At 64.3% G+C, this 24,081-nt stretch carries 15 protein-coding genes and 2 tRNA genes; 15 read left to right on the top strand and 2 right to left on the bottom strand.

From position 1 onward, the window contains the following. Positions 1 to 40 precede the first annotated feature (40 nt). Together AB4068_RS01390 and AB4068_RS01385 are read left to right on the top strand one after the other, a co-directional pair. The gene (locus AB4068_RS01390) at positions 41 to 3,304 is read left to right on the top strand and encodes an ATP-dependent helicase (RefSeq protein ID WP_441432662.1); all 3,264 of its coding nucleotides are present in this window, start codon (positions 41 to 43) and stop codon (positions 3,302 to 3,304) included. Further along, positions 3,301 to 6,831 (top strand): ATP-dependent helicase, encoded by a 3,531-nt coding sequence (locus AB4068_RS01385; RefSeq protein WP_441432508.1) that lies wholly within the window; start codon positions 3,301 to 3,303, stop codon positions 6,829 to 6,831. The genes AB4068_RS01390 and AB4068_RS01385 overlap by 4 nt, the downstream gene beginning before the upstream one ends. Positions 6,832 to 6,865: 34 nt before the next feature. Here AB4068_RS01385 and AB4068_RS01380 read toward each other — a convergent pair whose 3' ends face one another. Continuing rightward, the gene (locus tag AB4068_RS01380) at positions 6,866 to 8,161 is read right to left on the bottom strand and encodes a macrolide 2'-phosphotransferase (protein WP_441432507.1); all 1,296 of its coding nucleotides are present in this window, start codon (positions 8,159 to 8,161) and stop codon (positions 6,866 to 6,868) included. 143 nt (positions 8,162 to 8,304) lie between these two features. Here AB4068_RS01380 and nudC point away from each other — a divergent pair, with 143 nt between their 5' ends. The 3 genes from nudC to AB4068_RS01365 are packed head-to-tail and all read left to right on the top strand — an operon-like array spanning position 8,305 to position 12,049. After that, a complete protein-coding gene (nudC, locus tag AB4068_RS01375) occupies positions 8,305 to 9,291 on the top strand; it encodes an NAD(+) diphosphatase (RefSeq protein ID WP_441432506.1) in 987 nt (328 codons plus the stop codon). Further along, positions 9,288 to 11,420 (top strand): ATP-dependent DNA helicase UvrD2, encoded by a 2,133-nt coding sequence (locus tag AB4068_RS01370; RefSeq protein WP_441432505.1) that lies wholly within the window; start codon positions 9,288 to 9,290, stop codon positions 11,418 to 11,420. Before nudC ends, AB4068_RS01370 begins: the two co-directional genes overlap by 4 nt. Further along, positions 11,420 to 12,049: a M48 metallopeptidase family protein gene (locus AB4068_RS01365; RefSeq protein WP_441432504.1), complete on the top strand. Its 630-nt coding sequence runs from the start codon at positions 11,420 to 11,422 to the stop codon at positions 12,047 to 12,049. Before AB4068_RS01370 ends, AB4068_RS01365 begins: the two co-directional genes overlap by 1 nt. Before the next feature lie 15 nt (positions 12,050 to 12,064). On the opposite strand, the gene AB4068_RS01360 is transcribed toward AB4068_RS01365, so the two are convergent. Next, positions 12,065 to 13,510, bottom strand: coding sequence for a zinc-dependent metalloprotease (locus tag AB4068_RS01360; protein WP_441432503.1), 1,446 nt, complete (start codon positions 13,508 to 13,510; stop codon positions 12,065 to 12,067). 225 nt (positions 13,511 to 13,735) lie between these two features. On the opposite strand from AB4068_RS01360, the gene AB4068_RS01355 reads away from it, so the two are divergent. The 10 genes from AB4068_RS01355 (at position 13,736) to AB4068_RS01310 (ending at position 24,042) form a co-directional block, all read left to right on the top strand. Next, a complete protein-coding gene (locus AB4068_RS01355; protein ID WP_370872753.1) occupies positions 13,736 to 14,944 on the top strand; it encodes a YlbL family protein in 1,209 nt (402 codons plus the stop codon). 133 nt (positions 14,945 to 15,077) lie between these two features. Then, entirely contained in the window at positions 15,078 to 18,080 is a 3,003-nt protein-coding gene (locus AB4068_RS01350) for a UPF0182 family membrane protein (RefSeq protein ID WP_441432502.1), read from the top strand. Between the two features lie 193 nt (positions 18,081 to 18,273). Further along, positions 18,274 to 18,347 (top strand) — tRNA-Met (locus AB4068_RS01345). 346 nt (positions 18,348 to 18,693) lie between these two features. Beyond that, positions 18,694 to 18,770 (top strand) — tRNA-Met (locus tag AB4068_RS01340). A 364-nt stretch (positions 18,771 to 19,134) separates the two neighbouring features. Further along, positions 19,135 to 19,422 carry a hypothetical protein gene (locus tag AB4068_RS01335; protein WP_441432501.1) on the top strand — a complete coding sequence of 96 codons (288 nt, stop codon included), beginning with the start codon at positions 19,135 to 19,137 and terminating at the stop codon, positions 19,420 to 19,422. 81 nt (positions 19,423 to 19,503) lie between these two features. Continuing rightward, positions 19,504 to 19,875 (top strand): VOC family protein, encoded by a 372-nt coding sequence (locus AB4068_RS01330; protein ID WP_059387516.1) that lies wholly within the window; start codon positions 19,504 to 19,506, stop codon positions 19,873 to 19,875. Between the two features lie 184 nt (positions 19,876 to 20,059). Beyond that, the gene (locus AB4068_RS01325) at positions 20,060 to 20,827 is read left to right on the top strand and encodes an electron transfer flavoprotein subunit beta/FixA family protein (RefSeq protein ID WP_441432500.1); all 768 of its coding nucleotides are present in this window, start codon (positions 20,060 to 20,062) and stop codon (positions 20,825 to 20,827) included. A 13-nt stretch (positions 20,828 to 20,840) separates the two neighbouring features. Next, positions 20,841 to 21,812 (top strand): electron transfer flavoprotein subunit alpha/FixB family protein, encoded by a 972-nt coding sequence (locus AB4068_RS01320; protein ID WP_441432499.1) that lies wholly within the window; start codon positions 20,841 to 20,843, stop codon positions 21,810 to 21,812. Positions 21,813 to 21,902: 90 nt separating this feature from the next. Further along, positions 21,903 to 22,835: a cytochrome b/b6 domain-containing protein gene (locus AB4068_RS01315; RefSeq protein ID WP_441432498.1), complete on the top strand. Its 933-nt coding sequence runs from the start codon at positions 21,903 to 21,905 to the stop codon at positions 22,833 to 22,835. Between the two features lie 70 nt (positions 22,836 to 22,905). Continuing rightward, positions 22,906 to 24,042 (top strand): acyl-CoA dehydrogenase family protein, encoded by a 1,137-nt coding sequence (locus AB4068_RS01310; RefSeq protein ID WP_284983762.1) that lies wholly within the window; start codon positions 22,906 to 22,908, stop codon positions 24,040 to 24,042. Positions 24,043 to 24,081 lie beyond the last annotated feature (39 nt).

Genomic DNA, 24,081 nt, shown 5'->3' with positions numbered 1-24,081 from the left:
ACAATCGCGACAAGCACCATCGCGGCAAGCGCCTGCCCGCTTGCGCCTGCTTCCGCCGCGCGAGGTCCACTACGCAGCGCCGGAGTTGTCCGCCGACCAGGCCGCCGTCGTCGGGCTCCCGCACGGATCCGGGCCGGTCCTGATACCAGGGGCGCCCGGCACCGGGAAGTCCACTGTGCTGGTGGAAACCGCCGTCCGGCGGGTTCAGCGTGACGGCGTGGATCCGGAACGGATCCTGATTCTCGCACCCGGCCGGCATGCGGCGTCGGCGTTGCGGGACACCTTTACGGGGCGCTTGGACCGCAGCTTGAGTACGACGCCGGCGCGCACTTGGGCGTCATACGCTTTCGACCTGATCCGGCGAGCCAAAGCCGAGGGCGTGCTGCCGCTGCAGCGGCCGCCCAAGTTGCTCTCGGGGCCGGAACAGGACCTCATCATCAAGGAACTGCTGGAGGGGCACGCCCGGCCGGGTTTTGAACTTCCTTGGCCGCAGGACTTGTCCGCCGCGCTGCCCACGCGTGGCTTCCGGCAGGAGATCCGGCAGCTCTTCGACCGGATCATCGAATCCGGCCGCACGGCGGACGATCTTACGTCGCTCGCCTACGAATGCGGCAGGCCGGACTGGATAGCCGCCGCAGACCTCTATTCGGAGTACCGCGACGTCCTGGACCTGCGCATGCCGGAAGCCTTCGACCCGGCCGGAATCATCACCGCCGCGCGCCAGATCTTCCAGGACTCGCCCGGATTCCTGGCGGCTGAGCGCGAGCGGCTGCAGTTGATACTCGTGGACGACGTCCAAGAGGCAAATCCCGCAGTGTTTGAACTGCTCGCGGACATCGCCGAAGGAAAGGACGTTTTGGTGGCGTCCTCCCCGGACACCGTGGTCCAGGGATTCCGCGGTGCCCGTCCGGACCTCGTCGCCGAACTCCCGCGGCTTCTCGGCGGCCTTGAAGGTGTCGTTCGGGAGCTTCCTCTATGGCACACCCACCGGCACCTGCCCGGTGTCGCAAAAGCGTGGACGGGCGTGGCTGCGCGTATTTCGCAGCGCGCGGGAGGGCAGCTGGCCCGGCGCCTGGACCCACTTCCCGCATCGGCGGAGGTGGCACGTTCCGGAGCCAATCAAGCCGCGGGCCGGGTCGAAGCACATGTCCTGCCCTCCACAGTCCATGAATTGCGCTACGTGGCACAACGCATCCTCGAAGCCCAGCTGCGCGGGAACTACGAGTTCGGCGACATCGCAGTGATCGTGCGCAACGGCGGGCAATTGGCGCAACTGCAGCGGTACCTGAGCGGTCAGGGAATCCCCGTCCGTGTCCCCGTTGCGGATTCCGCTGTCCGCGACGAAGTGGCTGTCCGTCCCCTGCTCGAGGTGTACGGGGTGGTTTTGGACGCCGCCAATCTGACGCCTGAGTCTGCCGTCTCGCTTCTCACGTCGAGGATCGGCGGAGCTACCGCTATCGAGTTGCGCCGCCTGCGCCAATCCTTGCGCCGGGAGGAGCTCTTGGGCGGTGGTGGACGGTCCAGCGATGCGTTGCTGGTCGAAGCGTTGCTGGAGCCGGGGGCGCTGGGGTCTTTGGGCATCGAGGGTAGTTCGGCCCGGCGTTTGGCCCGCATGATCGCGGCAGGACGTTCGGCAGCCGCCGAACCCGGAGCCAACGCGGAGACGGTTTTGTGGGCGTTGTGGCAAGCCACGGGGCTGGCTTCACGCTGGACGGAAATGGCGCTCGACGGCGGCGCTGCCGGCGCCCGCGCGGACCGGGACCTCGACGCCATGATGGCCTTGTTCCACACCGCCGAGCGCTATGTCGACCAGCTTCCCGGCTCCGGTCCCGAACAGTTCCTGGAATATCTCCTCAGCCAGGAACTCCCCATGGACACCCTTGCCGCCAGGGCCCAGTTGGAGGAAGCGGTGGAGCTCATGACGCCGGCCAGCGCGGCCGGGCGGGAGTGGGCCGTGGTCATCGTGGCGGGGCTGCAGGAGGGAGTCTGGCCCAATACGAGGCTCCGGGGTGAGCTCCTCGGCAGTACTTTGTTTGCCGATGCCGTGGAGCATGGAGTTGAACACGCCTTGCAGCGCGGGCCCCTCAGCAGGCTGAGGGATATCCGCTACGACGAACTGCGGAGCTTCTCCACAGCCGTTTCGCGTGCCAGGGAAGTCCTCATCTGCACCGCGGTTTCTTCGGAAGACGAGCAGCAGTCTGCCTTTCTCGACTATGTGGCGCCTATGGAACCGGGGCAGTACCAACGTGAGTACACGCCGGTTGGCCGGCCCATGACCCTGCGTGCCTTGGTGGCCGAGTTGAGGCAGCGGGTTCAGCCGGACGACGCCGCGCTTGCCCGACCGGGCGTGGCCGAGGACGCCGCCGAAGCCGCGCGCGTGCTGGCACACCTCGCCACCGCGTCGCCTGCAGTGCCGGGGGCGCATCCGGATTCCTGGTGGGGATTGGCACCGCTCAGCAGCGACGCGCCGGTAGTGCCGGCGGAAGGCACCGTGTACGTTTCTCCTTCGAAGGTCGAAACTGTGCACAAATCGCCTTTGGACTGGTTTGTCCAAGCGGCAGGTGGCGAAGCCGCTACCGACTTTGCCCGTAGCCTGGGCACCTTGGTCCATGCGATTGCCCAGGAACTGCCCGAAGCTTCCGGCGCCGAGTATGTCGCGGAGCTCGTGCGTCGCTGGCCCACCCTGGGCATGAAGGACAACTGGGAAGGCAGGCTGGACTTCCAACGGGCAGAGCAGATGGTCCGGAAACTCGCCCAATACGTCCTTGTCATGCGGAGCGAGGGCCGCAGCCTGGCGGCGGTCGAAGCGGACTTCGAGGTTCCGCTGCCGGAAGTGCGCCTGGGCCACGGTGCCGAGGATCCCGATGCTGGCCGGAACGCCGTGCTTCGGGGACAAGTGGATCGTTTGGAAATAGATACGGAGGGCAGGCTGGTGATTGTCGACCTCAAGACCGGCAAACGCCAGCCTGGCAAAGCCGAACTCGCCACGCACCCCCAGCTCGGTGCGTATCAGGCGGCCGTGTTGCACGGGGCGTTCCAGGACCTCCCTGTTCCGGGGCTTCCGGGCGGTGCAGTCCTGGCACAGTTGGGAACCAAGACGAAGACGCCCGTGGTCCAAGCGCAAGAGCCCCTGGATCCGGGAGATAACTGGGCGCAGGACCTCGTCAGTGAGGCCGCCGTGCTCATGGCCGGAGCAAGCTTCGAAGCACGCCACGATCCCTCAAAAGGCAGCCACGGAGGCCACGGCTGCCGACTGCCCGATATTTGCCCATTGTGCGCCAGGGGAAAGCAGGTCACCGAATGACCGTCCAGACACTCGCCGGAATCGAAGCCGGAGAGGCTTCCGAAGAAGCCGCCGTACTGCCGGAACCTCGATTCTCGCCCGGCGAATTGGCCGATATCCTCGGCGAGCGGAACCGTCCCACGGAAGAGCAATCCGCCATTATTGCGTCACCGTTGACCCCCCGGCTGGTCATCGCCGGCGCTGGATCCGGCAAGACCGCCACCATGGCGGACCGTGTCGTGTGGCTCGTCGCGAACGGATGGGTTCGCCCCGAAGAGGTCCTTGGCGTCACCTTCACCCGTAAAGCCGCAGGGGAGCTGGCCAGCCGCATCCGCGCGAAATTGGCCACCCTGCAGCGCATCGCATCCTCGGACAACGGGGAGTACGGCTTCCCGGAGGGGGTTGCAGGCTCCGACGAGCTTGAACCCAAAGTGTCTACCTACCACTCCTACGCCAGCGGTATCGTGTCCGACTACGGCCTGCGCTTGGGTATCGAGCGCGATGTGGTCCTGCTTGGCGGCGCCCAGGCGTGGCAGCTTGCGAGCGAAGTGGTCGAAGCGTACGACGGCGACTATGAGCACTTCACCGCTGCCAAGTCCACGTTGGTCAATGCCGTGATGCAGTTGGCCGGCGAGTGCGCCGAACACTTGCGCGAACCCGCCGAAGTTCAGGGCTGGTTAATGGACCGGGTGTCCGAATTCGCCCAATTGCCCTATATGTCCTCCGCGAAAAAGAACCCAACCCAAGCTGCCGGCGATCTAGGCGCCATGTTGCGGACCAGGGCCAGCGTCGCGGACATGGTGGGGCGTTACCAAGAGGCCAAGAGGAACCGCGGCGTCCTCGATTTCGGAGACCTCGTTGCGCTCGCTGCGAAGATTGCCCAGGACATACCCCTGGCGGCCGCCACCGAGCGGGCCCGCTACAAGGTTGTGTTGTTGGATGAATTCCAGGACACCTCACACGCGCAACTTGTCTTGTTCTCCCGCCTGTTCGGGGGAGGGCATGCCGTGACGGCGGTAGGGGATCCCAACCAATCCATCTATGGCTTCAGGGGTGCTTCGGCCGGCCAGCTGTTCCACTTTGTCCAGGAATTTCCCGTCCGGGTGGAAGACGGCTTGGGACCGGCATCCCTTGCCACGGCACCCACCTCGTATCTGACCACTGCCTGGCGGAACGGGCGCAACATCCTGGCCGCCGCCAACGTCATTGCCGCGCCTCTTAACAAGGCGGCCGCGAGTGAGGGAGCCCCCGGCTCGAGGGCCGAAGAGAGTACTGTGGCGGTACCTCCACTGCAGCCGAGCCCGGCAGCGGCGGACGGCAGCGTTGTTCTCGGACGATTTGCCACCGACGAAGACGAAGCCGCAGCGATTGCCCGGGACGTCCGCCGCTACCGCCGAACAGTCTTTGAAACCGCGGCAGACGGTACGCCGGTTTCCCCCACCATGGCAGTGCTTTGCCGCCGTCGGGCACAGATGGAGTGCTTGCGGCGTGAATTCGAGGTCCAGGGTATCCCGTACGAAATAGTCGGCCTCGGAGGGCTCCTCGACACCCCTGAAGTAGTCGATCTCGTGGCTGCGCTCCGGGTCCTCGCAGATCCCGGCCGTTCCGATGCCCTGATGCGTTTGCTGGCAGGCGCCCGGTGGCGGATCGGAACTGCTGATCTGATGGCCTTCCGCGACTGGTCCCAGTTCCTTGCCAGGCGGCGATCACACGGCGGCTCGGGAGACGGCGGCACTGCAGACGATGCCTCCAACGCGGACGAAAGCCCGATGGAGACAGTCGTGGAGAGCGACATTACTGATGCGGCCAGCCTTGTGGAGGCGCTGGACTTCCTGCCCCGCCCAGGGTGGACTTCCGGTCACGGACGCTCCCTCAGCCCGGCGGCCTTGGACCGTCTTGGCCGGCTGTCTGCGGAGCTTCGGAACCTGCGGGGGTTCATCGGAGACGATCTGAGCACGCTGATCGGCGAGGTGGAACGTGCCATGCTGCTGGACATTGAGGTCGCTGCCAAGCCCGGGACGAGCATCCACCAGGCCCGCCGGAACCTGGACGCATTCCATGATGCCGCGGCGGGTTTCCTGCAGACTTCGCAGCGGGTTGATCTCCTGGCCTTCCTGGGGTGGCTTGAAGCGGCCGCATCGGAAGAAGGCGGACTGGACATGGCCGACGCAGAGGTGAACCACGAGGCAGTGCAGTTGCTGACAGTCCACGCGTCCAAAGGCTTGGAATGGGACGTTGTTTTTGTCCCCGGCCTCAACGCCGGGGCCTTCCCGAGCAACAGGGACTCCCGGTGGAGCAGCGGTACCGCTGCCTTGCCATGGCCCCTGCGTGGCGACCGGGCGGACCTCCCTCAATGGGATCTGGACCAGCCGGACCAAAAGGGCTGGCTGGACGCCGAAAAGGACTTCAAATCGGAAGTCCAGCACCACGGTGAGGCCGAAGAGCGGCGACTCGCCTACGTTGCCTATACCCGTGCAAAGTTCGTCCTGTGGGCATCGAGCGCCGCGTGGAATGGTTCCCGGGCAGGCATTGCGGAGACGTCACCTTTCCTTGCCGAGCTGGCCGGCCTTGCCGGTGGGGCAGGAGGCGAGACCGGCCGGGCATCGGCCGCTGCCATTCATCCCCAGTCCCTGAGCGAAGACGCGCTGCCCACGGAGAGCCCTTTGACAGTCGGAACGGAGGTGGCGGTCTTCCCCTACGATCCGCTTGAGGGCCCGAGTGACCCCCGCACGGGGGAACGGCTCCGCTTGGTCCCGGGCCGGCGGGCTGCCATGGAGGCGGCGGCAATCCGGGTCAGGGACGCAGTCGAAGGATTACGGGCGGATTCGCCGCTTGTCATGGATGCATCGCTGACGTCCCTCCGCGGGACGGCCGCCGGCTGGGCTGCCGAAGCGGAACTGTTGCTGGAAAGGCAGTTGCGGCGGAAACCCGTCCAAGACGTCCATTTGCCCGGACACATCTCGGCGTCCATGTTCGTCGATCTCGGAGACGATCCTGCTGCGGTCCTGGCCCAGCTCCGGCGCCCGGTGCCCCGGCAACCCGGGATCTCGGCGCGCAAAGGCACCGCCTTCCATTCCTGGGTGGAGGAATACTACGGAACCACCGGCATGCTGGATCTCGACGAAGCACCCGGCTCCGATTCCCACATCGACGAAGCGTATGGACTCGATGACATGGTGGCGACGTTCAGCAATTCAGAATGGGCACACCGGTCCCCGGCCTTCGTCGAGGTTCCCGTGGAAACAAGGATCGGTGACGTCGTGGTGCGCGGGCGGATTGACGCAGTGTTCCGCGGGGCGGACGGCACATGGGAACTGGTGGACTGGAAGACGGGCAAGCGCCCGGCCGGCAGGCAACTCAAGACCCGCGCCGTGCAACTGGCCGTCTACCGCCTGGCATGGGCGCGCCTCAAGGGTGTGCCGTTGGAGCAGGTCAGTGCAGCGTTTTACTACGTTGCCGACGACTCTGTCGTGAGGCCCCACGACCTGGGCACCGCGGAGGAACTGGAGGAGATCATCGCTTCCGCGCTGGGCAAGCGAAACAAATAGGCAACCGAAACCACGGCAGCTAGACCACGATGGACTAACGGTCCTTGGCGTCCTGGAGTGGCGCGGGCTCCACTACCTGGAGGGCCGTCGTCGACGTGTCGTCGGATTCGGACGCCGTCTCCGTCGTCGAGGCGGTCCCGTTCGCTGATTCTCCCGCAGGCTCAGCGGCGGCTTCGTCTGAGGCGGCGGCCTCCAACGGTTCAACCGTGACCGACGGCGTTGCCGCGGCCGTCTCCGGGCGAACCTCGGGAACGTCGTCGTGAGCAGGCTCCGGGATGGCTGTGATACTTACCGTGGGCTTCGCCGGGCCGCCCGCCGGGGCCTTGGCTTCGGAAGCAATGACAACTGCCGGTGCCGCCAGCCCGTCCGCAGCGGCACGCTCCGCAGCGGCTTCGGAATCCTCGGCCGCCAACGCGTTTTGCTCCTCGATGTCGTCGGCGAGGGATTTAAGCATCGCCTCGGCTTCAGCCGTCATCTCACTGTGACCGGCCGCCAAGGCCTTGACGAGATACTGGGCCAAGGCGAATTCGGCAAGAAGTGCCGAGCGTCGCAGCAGGTGGCTGTCAGGTGTATCCCGTCTGGCTTCCGTGTAGTGCCGGAGGACGGACTCAACAAACTTCTGTTCGTTTGACGCCACGAGCCAGGCGAAGTCATCGGCAGGATCGCCGATGCGCAGATCGGTCCACCCCGTCACGGCCGTCACGCTATCGCCGTCGACCAGCAGGTTGTCTTCATGGAGGTCCCCGTGGACCACGCACGGGTTGAAGCGCCAGAGCGCCACGTCCTCCAGCGCATGCTCCCAGCGACGGAGCAGCGAGGACGGAATCTTGCCCGTTGTGGCGGCCTGGTCCAGCTCGTTCAACTTGCGCTGGCGGAATTCGTTGGCCGTGTAGCTGGGAAGATCGGCGTTATTGACGAGGGATTGGGGGAGGTCGTGCACGGCGGCCAACGCCGCACCGATCTCCTTGGCCAAGGCATCGCTGCAGGTGGACAACTCTTCGATGCTGCGCGTGGCCCCAGCCAAGTGGGCGTAAACAAAGGTGCTCAGCGCGCCCTGGCGCACCGTTCCGGCCACAGTGGGCATCAAAAAGGGCAGCTCGGCCCGGATCGCCGGCGCGAAAGCCCGCAGGATCATGAATTCGGTTTCCAGCCGGGCGCTGGCTTCCGGATGGCGCGGCGAACGGACACGCCACCGTTTGCCCTCGGAGTCCAGCAGGAGCGCCGAATCGAAATCGGCAGCATCATCCGGGGCAGAGGCGGCAGCCATCGGCGTCAGGCCGGGCACCGCCGCAGTAGCTACAGCGGCCAGTTCGAACGGTGTTCTTCTCACGTCTTCCACGGTAGATTGACAAGCGCCTCTGGCAGCGATGCAGTGCGGCGAGTCTTCAGATCCGCTGGAAAACCGGATCCAGGGGCATGCGTCGCTGAAAGATCCAAATGTCAATTGTCGGTGCGAGTCAGTACGGTAGGTACATGAGTTTCACCGAGTTCCAGGCGCCGGCAAACCACCTTATTGACACTGTTCTTCCGGTGCGCCCTGCCATGGTTGACCGCGGATCTGCCGAACGCCTGAAACCGGGCATGCTTGACGAAGTGATCTCCTCGGGTTCGGCCAAGGCCATGGTGGTGTCGCAGCGCCAAGCGCTCGTACTGGGCGACAAGCTGTGGCTGGGCGACGCCGCGCCGCTCTTCGAATCCCTCCAGGCCGCCGGCGGACCGCTCACTGCCATTTATCTCGGCCGGACCCTTGCTGCTTCCTCCGTCCCGGAGCAAACCCCAATTGTCCTCTTTGTGCCTGCTGAGCCGGTTTCGCCTGGAGCCGCGGGCCTTCCGGCCGACGGCTCCTGGGCGGGATTCCGGGAGGTAGCCGCCCGCCTTGGTGCGCTGGACACAGCCTTGTTTGTCGAGGCCAGCGCGATTTCCAACTGGCATGCCACCCATACCCACTGCCCGCAGTGTGGAACTCCCACGGAAATCGAAGCCGGCGGCTGGGTCCGGCGGTGCCCGCGGGACAAATCGGAGCACTATCCGAGGACCGATCCGGCCATCATCGTCACAGTGGTCGGTTCCGACGGCAGGCTTCTCCTCGGTGGAGGTGGGCCGCTTGACGCCAAGAACTACTCCACACTGGCCGGCTTCGTTGAGCCAGGGGAATCGCTCGAACAGGCCGTGGTTCGCGAAATCGGGGAAGAAGTGGGTGTACGGGTCACCGCTTGCCAGTACCTTGGCTCGCAGTCGTGGCCGTTCCCGGCTTCGCTTATGCTCGGGTTCACCGCAACAACTGACGACGTCGAGGCCCGGCCCGACGGCGTCGAGGTCACCCGGGCGCGCTGGTTCAGCCGCGCGGAACTCCAGGCAGCCGTGCTCAGCGGCGAGATCACGATCTCCACGAGGCTTTCGATTGCGCGTTCCTTGATCGAGCACTGGTACGGCGGCGTCATCGAGGACCTCCAGCAGTGACAGACGGCATTTTCAGCGACACCGTTTCACTCGAGGACCGGATTCTCGGCGGCCTTGATGCCGAGCAACGGGAAGTCGCCAGCAACCTCAACGGGCCCATGTGCGTCCTCGCCGGAGCGGGGACGGGAAAAACCCGGGCGATTACGCACCGCATTGCCTATGGTGTGCACTCCGGTGTCTACAGCCCGCAGCGCCTCCTGGCCGTCACGTTCACCTCCCGGGCCGCCGCCGAGATGCGCAGCCGCCTGCGGGATCTAGGCGTCGGAAACGTCCAAGCACGCACCTTTCACGCCGCAGCGCTCAGGCAACTGCAATTCTTCTGGCCGCAGGCGGTCGGCGGTGTCCTGCCGAACCTGCTGGACCACAAGGCGAACATGATCGCCGAAGCCGCGCGACGGCTTCGGCTGAGTACCGATCGTGCTTCCATCCGTGACCTCGCGGCGGAGATCGAGTGGGCGAAGGTTTCCATGCTGACGCCGGCCAACTACCTCGAGAACGCACATGGCCGCGGCACTCCCGGGGGTTTCGACCTCACAGCCGTCGCCCGGGTTTTCCAGTCCTACGAGGACGTGAAGACGGACCGCAACGTGATCGATTTCGAGGACGTCCTGTTGATCACGGTGGGCATCCTCCAGGAAGACCCGAAAGTGGCAGCTACGGTCCGCGAGCAGTACCGGCACTTCGTGGTGGACGAGTACCAGGACGTTTCCCCGCTGCAACAGCGGCTGCTGGAACTGTGGCTTGGCGGCCGCGACGAACTCTGCGTCGTGGGCGACGCCAGCCAGACCATCTACTCCTTCACGGGAGCCTCTCCCAAGCATCTCCTGGGATTCAAGGGCCAGTACCCCTCGGCGACGGTCGTCAAACTCGTTCGTGACTACCGTTCCACGCCCCAAGTGGTGAAGCTGGCCAACGATCTCCTGGGGTCCCGCCGCAGTGGTGGAACGGTTGCCGACGCCGCTTGGGCCAAACCTCTTCAGTTGCTTGCCCAGCGTCCGGCCGGACCGGAGCCACGGTTCATGGAGTGCCCCGATGACGAGGCCGAGGCGGCGGTGGTCGCGGGCCGGATCCGGGAATTGATCGACGCCGGCACCAAGGCAAGCGAGATTGCCGTGCTGTTCCGCACCAACGGACAATCGGAAGCGTACGAGCAAGCTCTTGCCTCGGCGGGCATCGGCTACCAGCTACGGGGCGGCGAGCGATTCTTCGCGCGCAAGGAGGTCCGGGACGCCATCCTGCAGTTGCGCGCCGCCACGCGTGCCGTAGCCGAGGATTCCGCGAAGGAGCCGCTCGGCCAACTGGTCCGCGACATCGTGGCTTCGCTCGGCTACACGGATGCCGCCCCGCACAGCGGCGGTGCCCTCCGCGAACGCTGGGAATCGCTCGCAGCGCTCGTGGCGCTTGCGGACGAACTCGCCGCCAGCCGCGGGCCGGAATTCACGTTGATGGAATTCGTCAACGAACTCCAGGAACGTTCGGTTGCGCAGCACGCACCAACGGTCCAGGGCGTGACGCTCGCATCGCTACACGCCGCGAAGGGCCTGGAATGGGATGCCGTGTTCCTGGTGGGCTTGAGCGAGGGCCTTATGCCCATTTCCTTCGCGGACACTCCCGAGAGCGTGGACGAGGAACGCCGCCTGCTCTACGTCGGGATCACGCGGGCACGCGAGCACCTGAACCTGTCCTGGTCCACGGCCCGCACGCCCGGTGGCCGTGCCAATCGCAAGCCCTCGCGCTTCCTCGACGGGCTTCGCCCGGATTCGGTGCTCGGAGCCAGCGCGCGCAGCCGCGCCACGCCACGGCGCAAGGCGGCGGCACCGGCGTCGTGCAGGGTCTGCGGCACGATGCTCGCCACCGGCGCCGAACGCAAAGTGGGTCGCTGCAGCCAGTGCCCGCCCACGTACGAAGACCAGACCTTTGAGGCTTTGCGTCAATGGCGGAAGGAAGAGGCCCTGAGCAACGAGGTTCCGGCCTATGTGGTCTTCACGGACGCGACGTTGACTGCCATCGCCGAGGCCCGGCCGGAGTCCCTTGAGGACCTGGCGAAACTCGCCGGTGTCGGGCCCTCCAAACTGGAAAAATACGGCGAAGCCGTGCTGGCAGTTCTCGTCCAGAACGGGTCCGCCTAGTGCCGCGGGCCGCGGGCCAGCCCGCTTTGCCGCTGACCACCGACGACGGGTCGCCCGTCGTCGTTCGTCGCTCAGCCCGCCGCCGCCGTACCGTGGCAGCATTCTGGGAGGACGGGAACGCCGTCGTCGCGATTCCCGCCCATTTCACGAAGGCACAAGAGAGCGAATGGGTCCGGCGGATGCTGGACAAGCTCAAGCGCCAGGGGGAGCGGGGCGCCCACGGTGCCGGCAGGAGGAGACCCGCAAGCGACACAGCGCTTGCCGCCCATGCCGCGGAACTATCGTCAAAGTATCTGGGCGGACGGTCCATCCCGACGTCGGTCCGCTGGGTGAGCAACCAGAAGTCACGGTGGGGGTCGGCAACTCCGGCGGACGGGACCATCCGGCTTTCGGACAAGCTCCAGCCCATGCCGCAGTGGGTCATCGACTATGTGCTGCTCCACGAACTCGCGCATCTGCTGGTGGCCGGGCACAACGCCGCGTTTTGGCGTTTGCTGGAGGCGTACCCCGAAACACAGCGGGCAAAGGCCTTCCTGGAAGGCGTCGCCTTTGCGACGTCGCGGGGGCTTGGCCCGGATGAAGAAGGCGCCGGTGCCCCAGCCGCGGGCTGGGACGCCGACGCCGATTAGGCGATTCAGGAGCGGCTAGGCTTTGGGCTCTCCGGGCTCCGCGTCGTCAGGGGAATCTCCGTCTTCAGGCTTCGGAGCCTCCGGACTGTCCGCTGTGTCCTCCTCATCCTTCGGAGCGTCGTAACCACCTTCGAGGAGCTTCTGCAGCGCGTCGTCCACTTCGGTCTCGCTGGCTTCAGCCAGGCGGCGCCGTTCGGTGAAGCCCGCCGGGTCGTCGAGGTCGTGTGCCGTGGGGAGCAAATCGGGGTGCTGCCAGATGGCATCGCGGCCGGCGATTCCACGTTCGTCCTTCAGCGCGGCCCACAACGCGGCGGCTTCGCGCAGGCGCCGCGGTCGCAGCTCGAGTCCCACCAGCGAGGAGAACGCGTGTTCGGCGGGTCCTCCCGTGGCGCGGCGCCTCCGCACAGTCTCGCGGAGTGCGACCGCGGATGGCAGCATATTCTCGGTGGCAGCAGCCGTGAGCTCGTCCACCCAGCCCTCAACCAGCGCCAGGGCAGTTTCGAGTTTCTCCAGGGCAGCCGATTGTTCGGGAGTGCGCTCGGGCGTGAACACACCTTGGGACAGGGCTTCTTGAATCCCCTCGGGGTTGCCGGGATCGAGGTCCCGGGCGAGGTCCTCGACGCGGGACAAGTCGATGTGGATGCCTCGGGCGTAGGCTTCGATGGCCCCGAGGAGATGTCCGCGCAGCCATGGAACCTGCACGAAGAGCCGGGCATGCGCGGCTTCGCGGACCGCAAGGAACAACCGCACGTCATTCACCGGGACGCTCAGGCCTTCGCCGAACTTCGCCACATTGGCCGGCAGCAATGCCATCTCGAGATCAGCGAGCGGAACGCCGATGTCGGTAGAGCTGACCACTTCGGCGGACAGGGCCCCGATGGCCTGGCCCAGTTGCATGCCGAAGATGGCTCCGCCCATGTTCTGCAACATGGACGAGGTGCCGCCCATCATGGCCTTCATTTCTTCCGGCATCTGCTGGGTGAGGGCGTCCGACAGGGCATTGGCGATGCTGTTGGCCACCGGCTCAGTGAGCCGTTTCCACGTGGCGAGGGTGGCTTCCACCCATTCAGCCCGGGACCAGGCGCGGCCGATGAGGCCCGTTGCCTGAAGATCGGTGACGGGATCCAACCAAAGTTCCGCGAGGCGGAGCGCTTCGTCGACTTCGCGGGCCTGCAGGGCATTCACCGACGGATCCGTGCCGGCGGCGGCAACACGGCGGGCGTTCTCGTGGGCAAGCTGCCAATTGACGGGGCCCTCGGAAGTGGAGCTCATCATGGCCTGCACTTGGGCGAACATTTGCTGCAGCATATTCGGGTCGTTCGGCAGCCCTGCGGCTTTTGCCAATTCGGCGGGGTCGATGTTGCCCATGCCTTGCCCGCCCATCAGGTTCTTCAGCATTTCCGCCAAGGGATCCACGGGTGAATCGTCTCCATTGGAGGGGGTATTGGGGTTGGAGGTCATGGTGCCGCCGATCGTCGGTGTGACTGGTGATCACTTTCAAGGTACCGCGATGCCCGGGGGCTGTCTGCCTCAAGAACGCGTCGTTCGCTCTAGGCAAAGCACGACTGGCAGGCACAGCAAGTAGGGTGGATCGTTGGTATGTTTACCGGCCTCCGCGCTGAGGGGGTCGAAACGGTAGCGTCGGACACACGGTTCCCGGCGCGGAGAGGTCCTTCATTGACTAGTTTGCCGAGCCCCGGAGCTGCCGGGGAACCCGGAAAGCCTCTCGGCCCCTCCAACTCCCAGGACGTCCCGACATCGGACGGCCATTCCCCGGAGCGGGACACCGCACCATCGCAGGAGCCGGTACAGGAAGCGCCCGACGCGCCCCCACCGGCACGGCGCCGCGACGGCCGGTACGTCGCGATGTTGGTCGCCGGGGCCCTGACCATTGTGTTGGGAATCGCCGCGGCTGTCCTTCCTGTTCCCTACGTCGTGGAATCTCCCGGACCGACGTTCAACACCTTGGGCATGGACCACAACAAGCCTGTCATTAGCATCACCGGACACGCGTCGTATCCCGCCAAGGGAAATCTGGACCTGACTACCGTCTATATCAACGGCGGCCCCAACGGACCAGTCAACATCTTCGAGGCCTTCCAAGCCTGGTTGGACGGTTCCAAGGCCGTGTACCCCGAAGAACTTCTCTATCCCAAGGGCACCACCAAGCAGCAATCCGAACAGGAAAGCGCGCTTGCCATGACCACGTCCCAGGAGAACGCAATAGCTTCGGCCCTTCAGGAAGAGAACATCCCGTACGGGCAGAAGCTTGCGGTCGCAGGATTGTCCGATGGCTCGGCCTCGGCGGGCAAACTCCAGGCCGGGGACGTCTTCACGTCGATCAACGGCAAGGCCGTCACGTCCCTGAACGTCGTCCAAACCGCATTGGCCGACGGCGCGGGCGCGCCTGCCGCCGTCGTCGTCGATCGTAACGGCAAACCGGTGACGGTGAGCATTACTCCGGGCAAGGGCTCAAACGGCAAGTACATCCTGGGCGTACTGCTTCAGTACAAGTTCACGTTCCCGTTCGACGTCAAGATCTCCCTGGACCAGGTGGGCGGACCGAGCGCCGGCATGATGTTCGCGCTGGGGATCATCGACAGCATCACCCCCGGGGACCTCACAGGGGGCAAGCATGTGGCGGGCACCGGCACCATTTCGCCGGACGGCACCGTGGGACCCATCGGCGGAATCGCCCAGAAAATGCGCGGAGCCCGCAGCGGCGGCGCCACGCTTTTCCTCGCGCCTGCCGCCAATTGCGACGAGGTCGTGGGCCACGTTCCGGACGGGCTGCAGGTAGTCAAAGTGGACACCCTCGCGGACGCGAAATCCGCTGTGGAGCGACTCGCCTCGGGCCAGGATGTGTCCCGCCTCCCGACATGCTCCAACAACTAGACTGATGATGGAACTTAGCTCCACCGCCACTCGTGGCACTAATGACGGCCTCCGCCATTACTACCCGGCACCGGGGCCGACGAACACACGCACTGATGACCGTTAACTGACGACCAGCGATGAGGTATCGAGTTTGTCCCGTCCAGCCAGCACCAGCCCGCCCGGAAGACCGCAGCGGAGACGGGGTGCACTCACTCCAACTTTGATCATCGTCGCCGTCGCCGTGGTGGGATTCATTTTCTTCGCCAATGTGTGGACAGACGTCCTCTGGTATCAGCAGTTGGGCTTCTTCGAAGTCTATTTCAAGGAGAACCTTGCCCGGATCCTGATCTTCCTGGCGGGATTCGTCCTGATGTTCGTGCCGGTCTTCTATGCCATCCGCGCTGCCTACCATGCACGGCCGGTCTACGCTCCGGATTCCGAGGTCAGGGACAACCTGAATCGGTACCAGGCCCAACTGGAGCCCGTGCGACGCGTGGTAATGATCGGCATCCCCGTGCTGTTCGGCCTCTTCGCTGGCAGCGCGGCCGCGAGCCAGTGGCAATCGGTGCTCTTGTTCTTCAACCAGGTACCCTTCGGCCAGGCCGATCCCCAGTTTGGCCTGGACATCAGCTTCTACCTCATGACTTTGCCGTTCCTTGGCTTTGTCACCGGTTTCCTCATGAGCGTTGTGGTGATTGCCGGAATCGCGGGAATCCTCACCCACTATCTCTATGGCAGCATCCGGCTCATGGAACGCGGCATCTTCACCAGCCGTGCCGCCCAGATCCACTTGGCCGTGACCGGGGCCGTTTTCCTGCTGCTGCTCGGGGCCAACTTCTGGCTTGACGTCTACAGCACCGTCCAGAACAACGGTGGCCACTGGGCAGGTGCCCTCTACACCGACGTCAACGCCGTGATCCCGACCAAGACCATCCTGGCCGTTGCCGCGGGTCTTGTCGCCGTCCTCTTCATTGTGGCCGCCGTGATCGGCCGTTGGCGCTTGCCCGTGATCGGCACGGCCATGCTGATCATCACATCCATCCTCGCCGGTGGTGTCTACCCCTGGGTCATCCAGCAGTTCCAGGTCCGCCCTTCTGAGCAGACGCTGGAAAACAAGTACATTGACCGCAACATAGCCATGACCCGGTCCGCCTACGGTTTGGACAAGATCAAGGTTTCTCCCTACAACGCCACCACGGATGCCAAGACCGGGGCGCTTGCCAAGGATGCCCAGACAGCCGCCAACATCCGGCTGTTGGACCCGAACCTGGTTTCCTCGGCGTTCTCCCAACTGGAGCAGTACCGTCCGTATTATCAGTTCCCCAAGGCTCTGAACGTCGACCGGTACACCGTGAACGGCAAGACCCAGGACACCGTGATCGCCGTCCGGGAGTTGAATCAGGACGGGCTGAACGCCAGCCAGCAGACCTGGGTCAACCGGCATATCGTCTACACCCACGGTTACGGCGTCGTGGCCGCCAAGGGCAACACCTTCACGGTTGATGGAAAGCCGGACTTCCTGCTGTCCGGAATTCCATCCATGGGTACCCTTGGCAGCGATGCGAGCTACCAACCCCGCATCTACTTCGGTGAAGATTCGCCGGACTACTCGGTGGTCGGCGCCCCCGATGGCGCTCCGCACCGCGAACAGGACCGACCGGCTGGCAAGGACACTTCTACTGAAACTCAGTACACCTTTACCGGCAACGGTGGCCCCAACGTGGGCAACTGGTTCAACCGCCTCCTCTACTCGATCAAGTTCCAGTCCTCGGACCTGTTGCTGTCTGACGGCGTCAACGAGAAGTCCCAGATCCTTTACGACCGCACTCCGCGTGAGCGCGTGCAAAAGGTTGCGCCCTACCTGACGGTTGACGGAAGCGCCTATCCGGCAGTTGTCGACGGCCGGGTGAAGTGGATCGTGGACGGTTACACCACCAGCCAGTACTTCCCCTACTCCCAGCAGCAGCAACTGGGAAACGCTACGGCCGATTCGCAGACGACCTCCGGGCGCACGGCGGCCCTGCCGAACAGCGCGGTCAACTACATCAGGAACTCGGTCAAGGCCACTGTTGACGCCTATGACGGCTCGGTCACGCTGTACGCCTGGGATGACCAGGACCCCATCCTCAAAGCGTGGGAGAAGATTTTCCCGACCACCGTCAAGCCGTACTCGGAGATGTCGGGACAGCTGATGAGCCACGTCCGCTACCCGGAGGACCTGTTCAAGGTCCAGCGTGAGCTGCTTGGGCGCTACCACGTGACCAACGCGGACAGCTTCTACCAGAACAACGACGCGTGGAGCGTTCCGAATGACCCCACGGTCACGGATCCCGTCCGGCAGCCCCCGTTCTACATGTCCCTGCAGATGCCCGACCAGACCAAGCCGGCCTTCCAGCTGACGTCTTCCTTCATTCCACAGGTGGTCAACGGCGCCGCCCGGAACATCCTGTATGGCTTCCTCGCAGCCGATTCCGACGCCGGTAGCCAGAAGGGGGTGAAGGCAGACACCTACGGCCAGTTGCGATTACTCCAATTGCCAACGGATACCCAGGTTCCAGGCCCGGGACAGGCCCAGAACAAGTTCAACTCCGATCCTGAAGTGTCGCGGGAACTCAACCTGCTCAGGCAGGGAGCATCCGATGTGCTCAACGGCAACCTTTTGACATTGCCGGTCGGCGGTGGCCTGCTCTATGTCCAACCGGTCTATCTGAAGTCCACTGGTGAGACCTCCTATCCGACGCTTCAACGCGTGCTCGTGGCCTTCGGCGACAAGGTCGGCTTTGCCCCCACGCTTGACGGTGCGCTGAAGATCCTCTTCGGGGGCGACTCAGGGGCCTCGGCGGGAGACTCGGCCAACAACGGCCAGACCACAACTCCGCCGGGGACTACTACGCCACCTGCGACGGCGGATGCACAGGCCCAGCTGAAGGCTGCGCTGGATCAGGCCAACAAGGCCATCCAGGATGGCCAGGCCGCGCTGGCCAAGGGCGACTTCGCCGGATACGGCGCCCAGCAGAGCCTCCTGTCGGCGGCGATACAGAAAGCGCTCGACGCCGAGTCCAGGCTTGGTGCCACCCCGGCTCCGTCGGCAACTGCCAGCCCTTCGGCGAGCCCGTCGGCCTCGCCGTCGCCTTCGCCTTCGCCGAGTAAGTAGGCAACTCTCCAGCTGGCTGATGTCGGCTTAGCTGGAGGTTTTTGCAAGACCGGGCCAGCCCTCACACCAGGGCTGGCCCGGTCTTCCTTTTGATATGGAGGCCCGTGCATGGTGGCCGCCCGGCGGGGGAGACGGAGGTCACGTCGTTTCGATTTGGCCTGACATTCACCTGCAGGTAAAGTAGTTCTTGCGACGCGGGGTGGAGCAGTTCGGTAGCTCGCTGGGCTCATAACCCAGAGGTCACAGGTTCAAATCCTGTCCCCGCAACTGGAGAAAAGATCCGGCACAGTGGAAACACTGTGCCGGATCTTTTTGTTTTCCACTGATGTGTGGATGGGGGAGTGCGGGATCGGTGGGGCATGTGCCGGGTACGGCTGTGCCAGCTCCGTCCTGACCTTCTTTGAGCCTTCTGGGCGCCAGAATGACGCGACTCGCAGTGTCGTAAGCGCTTTCCGAAATCAAAGAAGGTCAGGACGGCGCCAAGTCCACGGGAGGATAACCACCCTCAAGGGCTGTTGCTCCTGCCCGAAGGTCCTCCAGATCCCATCGTGCTGCAGCGCACATCTGAATGGTCAGGGGCGCCCTCGAATGTGCGGTAGAGTTGATTCTGCGACGCGGGGTGGAGCAGTTCGGTAGCTCGCTGGGCTCATAACCCAGAGGTCACAGGTTCAAATCCTGTCCCCGCAACCAAATAAACGAAAGAGTCCGCCCGTCTGGGCGGACTCTTTCGTTTAACCCCATTTCGCCGCCCTCCCGACCCTGATGTGGGCGCGCAGTGGAGACATCCGCTCCTAATTTCCCCAAGCAGGTCTTGGACGCGGTCTTAGACGGCCATGCGGGCTGATCCGGGTGAAACGTTTTTTCACACGCAGAAGCGCCGAGATCCACACTGAGATTGCCGGAAAACACACTGATTTTTGGCAAATCTGTACGGATCTTAACCACTTCGACCCCCGAGAGGCAGAATGTCGGAGTAGTTTCTTGGGCGGGGACAAAGCTTCATCACTGGAATACAGGCGGCGCTCCGCGTTGGCCGGCTCGAGGAGGGACCCCAATGAAAACGGTGTCGAAAATAGTTGGCGCAGCGCTGGACGGCGTGGCCGGCGGATTGGCCCTGGCGTTCATTCTGTGCGTGGCAGTGAGCGTGATCGCCATTTCGACGGGTTCCCGGGCGACCCTGCCGGGACTTTTCACCGCGACTCGGGGAGCCGAAAACGGGGCGCTGGCCTTGGAATTCCAGCCGAACTTCGCCGGAATGGTCGTGGTCATAGCGTTGTCGGTACTTGTCAGCGTGGTGATGGCCGTGCAACGCACCAACCCTCAAACTCCCGGTCCTCGTTGACAGTCCAGCTCCTGGAGGAAGACACTTGGGCCGAATGGCCCGTTCATCCTGACGGAATGGGCCGCCCTGAGGAGGCCCGAGATGATCAGTGCGACGATGGTAGTGGCGACGATTCCGGTCACCGATCTGGAGCGGGCGAAAGAATTCTATGGCGGCATCCTGGGGTTGACCTTCCTCTGGGAGACTCCGGTCGGCGTGCGGTACCGTTGCGGATCCGTCAGCGAGATCTCAGTCTTCAAGCGTCCGCCTACCGCTACAGAGCACACCCTTGCCCACTTCGAAGTGGACGACATTGAGGCCGTGGTCGGCGACTTGGCCGCCAAGGGCGTGGAGTTCCTCGACTACACAGAGGGTCCCCTTGCCACAACAGGGCACATCGCTCAGCTCGGCCCCGCCCGTGGCGCATGGTTCCGTGATCCCGACGGGAACACCCTCGGCATTCGCCAGGGCTAGATCGATCGCTTCGAAAGAAGGCCTGCAACCTGCCGCCGGCCCGAATCCCCATGCCCGGCGCGGAGAATCCCGGCAGAATCAATAGGAGTTCCTAGCATTCCGTCCTTCGCTCCATGGTAAATACTAGGAGTTCCTAGTATTCTCGATTCCAAGCGTCAGCCATTTGCATCGAGGGAGCTGTTGAATGAAGATCGTCGTGCTCGTCAAACAAGTGCCGGATACGGCCGAGGAACGGAAGCTCGACCTGGCAACGGGCCGGCTCGACCGTGAGGCTGCCGACTCCGTGGTCGATGAAATCAACGAGCGCGCCCTCGAAGCCGCGCTGCGCATCAAGGATGCCAACAAAGGCACCGAGGTTGTGGCAATGACCATGGGTCCTGACGACGCCACGCAGACCTTGCGCAAGGCCCTCTCCATGGGAGCCGATTCAGGGGTTCACATTGTGGATGATTCCCTGGCCGGCGCCGACACCGGTCGAACGGCCGCAACGCTGGCGACTGCACTGAGGTCTACCGGGTTCGACGTGGTGATGGCCGGCAACGAATCGACGGATGGCCGCGCCGGCGTCGTGCCCGCCATGATTGCCGAACATCTCCAACTGCCACTGTTGGGTTCATTGATCTCCGCGGAAATCGCCGACGACGGCGTGAGCGGCGTTCGCCAGAGTGAGGGTGGAACCCTCAATGTCCGTGCCGGACTGCCCGCCATCATCACTGTGACCGAGCGTTTCCCAGAGGCCCGGTTTCCCAACTTCAAGGGCATCCTGACGGCCAAGCGCAAACCCGTCACCACGTTGTCCGCCGCCGAGCTTGGCGTCCCGACGGGCGCCAGCCACACCGTAGTGGTCTCCACCGTTGAGCGGCCGCCGCGCGCGGCCGGACGAAAACTCATAGATGACGGGACCGCGGCCGACGAGCTGGCCGAGTTCCTCGTTGCGAACCGCCTGGTCTGACGGAGGAAAAGAAATGTCGAACGTCTTGGCACTCATTGAAATTTCCCACCGCGGCGGGATTGCCGCTTCCGCCCGCGGGCTGCTGGCTGCCGCAGCCACACTGGGCTCACCGGTCGCCGTCGTCGTGTCCTCGGCACCGCTGGCGGACGACGACGTCGCGCGCCTCGGTGAGCTGGGCGCGGTTCGGATCTACTCGGCTCTGACAGCTGCCGCCGGCACCGTTTTGGTGTCACCCGCCGTGGATGCCCTGAGTGGTGCCGTCCACGCCTACGGGCCGACTGCCGTCCTCACCGCGAATTCGGTGGACGGCCGCGAAGCTGCCGCCCGGCTTGCCGTGCGGGCAAGCGGGAGCGTGCTCGCCGACGTCGTGCAGGTGCGCAGCGACAACGGAACCGTTGTTGCCCAGCATTCGGTGTTTGGCGGGGCCTATACCGTCGAGTCCGTGGTGGAAGGCGGGCTGCCCATCCTCACCATCCGGCAGGGGGCGATCGAAGGCCAGGCTCCCGCAGCCACGGCAGACCTGCAGACGGTGTCCCTCGATGCTCGAGCAGAAGGCGCCGCCATCATAGACCAGTTCAATGACGATGCTGCCGTCTCGGCCCGGCCCGAGCTTCGGACCGCAGCGACGGTGGTTTCCGGCGGACGGGGTTTGGGCTCGTCCGAGAACTTTGTGCTGGTTGAACAGCTCGCCGACACCCTGGGCGCGGCGATCGGTGCGTCACGCGCCGCCGTCGACGCCGGCTACATTGCCCAGACGGCCCAGGTGGGCCAGACCGGTGTGAGCGTGTCCCCGCAGCTGTACATCGCATTGGGAATATCCGGAGCCATCCAGCACCGCGCAGGCATGCAGACTGCCAAGACCATTGTGGCGATCAACAAAGACGAGGACGCGCCCATTTTCGAGGTGGCCGACTTCGGAATCGTGGGCGATATCTTCACAGTGGTTCCGAAACTCATCGAGGCCGTGAAGGCCCGTTCCAACTGACGGCGTAACAGGCTTTGGCCGCTTCGGTCCAAAGCCTGTTAGCTTGATGCGTCCCTGATTGCAAAGTTCTTCCGAGAGGTGTCTGAGAAGATGTCCACCCCCGCCAAAAAGTCGACAGCAGCCAAGAGTAAATGGTCCCAACCGCTCTGGGTGGTTCCAGGCGTGCTGCTCGTACTTTTGCTCATCGTCTTGTTTGCCAAATGGTTGACGGGCCTGTCGGGTGTGCAGTCGTTCTTGCACGACTTTCCAGGCGCATCCAGCCTCCCGGCGAACGCTCCCGTAGGTTTCCCGGCGTGGCTCGGATGGCAGCACTTCCTGAACGTCTTCTTCATGGTGCTCATCGTTCGTTCCGGTTGGCAGGTCCGCACGGCTAAGCGGCCGCCGGCCCAATGGACCCGCAACAACAAGGGATTCATCCGGACCAAGAATGCGCCAACCAAGATCAGCCTGGACCTGTGGTTCCACCTGACCCTCGATGCCCTGTGGGTGTTGAACGGCATCGTCTTCATCATCGTGATCTTTGCAACCGGGCAATGGATGAGGATCATCCCCACCAGCTGGGATGTCTTCCCGAACGCCCTTTCCGCCGCCCTCCAGTACGCATCGTTGAACTGGCCCACTGAGGACGGTTGGGTGAACTACAACGCCCTGCAGTTGCTGACGTACTTCGTCACGGTCTTCATCGCCGCCCCGCTCGCCATCATCACCGGTTTGCGCACCTCCTCTGCCTGGCCCAAGAAGGCCGGCACGGTGAACAAGGTCTATCCCATCGAACTCGCCCGGGCGGTGCATTTCCCCGTGATGGTGTACTTCGTGCTCTTCACGATCGTGCACGTCACCCTGGTCCTCGCTACCGGGGCGCTGCGCAACCTGAACCACATGTATGGCGGCAGCGACGATATCAACTGGGTTGGTTTCGGCATTTTCGCCGTGTCCCTCCTCGTGATTGTGGGGGCGTGGTTCCTCGCGAGGCCGCTGTTCCTTCGCCCTGTCGCTTCCCTGATGGGCAAAGTCAGCAAGTAAACCCCAGCGGATAGCTAGAAAAAGGCCAGTAAAACCGGACAACCCGGACAACCCGGGAAAAGGAGTGCCAATGTTTGAGCTCACGGAGGACCAGCAAGCGGTGGTGGAGATGGTGCGCGATTTCGCCACGACGGCCATTGCGCCGCACGCCGCAGAATGGGACGAGACCAAGCATTTCCCTGTGGATGTCCTGCGTGAAGCGGGCACCCTCGGCATGGGAGGCATCTACGTCCGGGAAGAATTCGGCGGCTCGGGCCTTTCCCGCACGGATGCGGCGCTGATCTTCGAGGAGCTGTCCAAGGCAGACCCCACCATCGCGGCCTACATCTCGATCCACAACATGGTGGTGTGGATGATCGACGCTTTCGGCAACGATGAGCAGCGGGCCCAGTGGGTGCCGCAGCTCGCGTCCATGGAAGCGCTGGGCAGCTATTGCCTTACGGAGCCGGGAGCCGGCTCGGATGCCGCCGCGCTGAGCACCAAAGCAGTGCTCGACGGCGATAGTTACGTTCTTAACGGCACCAAGCAGTTCATTTCGGGTGCCGGAGTTTCCAGCGTCTATGTGGTCATGGCGCGGACCGCGGACACGGGCAGTCAGGGCATCACCGCAATCGTTGTGCCCGCGGACGCGCCTGGGCTGTCCTTCGGCCCGAATGAAAAGAAGATGGGATGGAATGCCCAACCCACCCGGCAGGTCATCTTCGAGGACGTACGCGTCCCCGTGGCGAACCGGCTTGGCGAAGAAGGCAGCGGATTCGGCATCGCGATGAAGGGCCTCAACGGGGGCCGGGTCAACATGGGCGCTTGTTCGCTGGGAGGTGGCCAGGCGGCACTGGAGAAGTCCATCGCCTATCTCAAGTCACGCTCGGCTTTTGGCGGCCCGCTCATCAACCAGCAGTCCCTGCTGTTTGATATTGCCGACATGGATACGGAACTGGAAACTGCCAGGACCCTGATCCTCCGGGCCGCGGACGCTTTGGACCGTGGCGCCCCGGACACCGTGAGGTTGTGCGCCATGGCGAAGCGCGTCGCCACGGACGCCGGTTTCAACGTGGCGAACAAAGCCATCCAGCTGCACGGCGGCTACGGCTACTTGTCGGAATACGGCCTCGAGAAGATTGCCAGGGACCTGCGCGTCCACCAGATCCTGGAAGGCAGCAACGAAATCATGAGGCTCATCGTTGGACGGCTCGCCGTAGGGGCATAAAGCACTCAGAAAGCGAATGGCCGGGCCTCATTGGAGGCC

Source organism: Arthrobacter sp. 2RAF22 (assembly GCF_052115325.1).
Lineage (GTDB): Bacteria > Actinomycetota > Actinomycetes > Actinomycetales > Micrococcaceae > Arthrobacter.
Note: the sequence above shows the minus strand (reverse complement) of the source record. Positions and strands in the feature narration are given on the sequence as shown.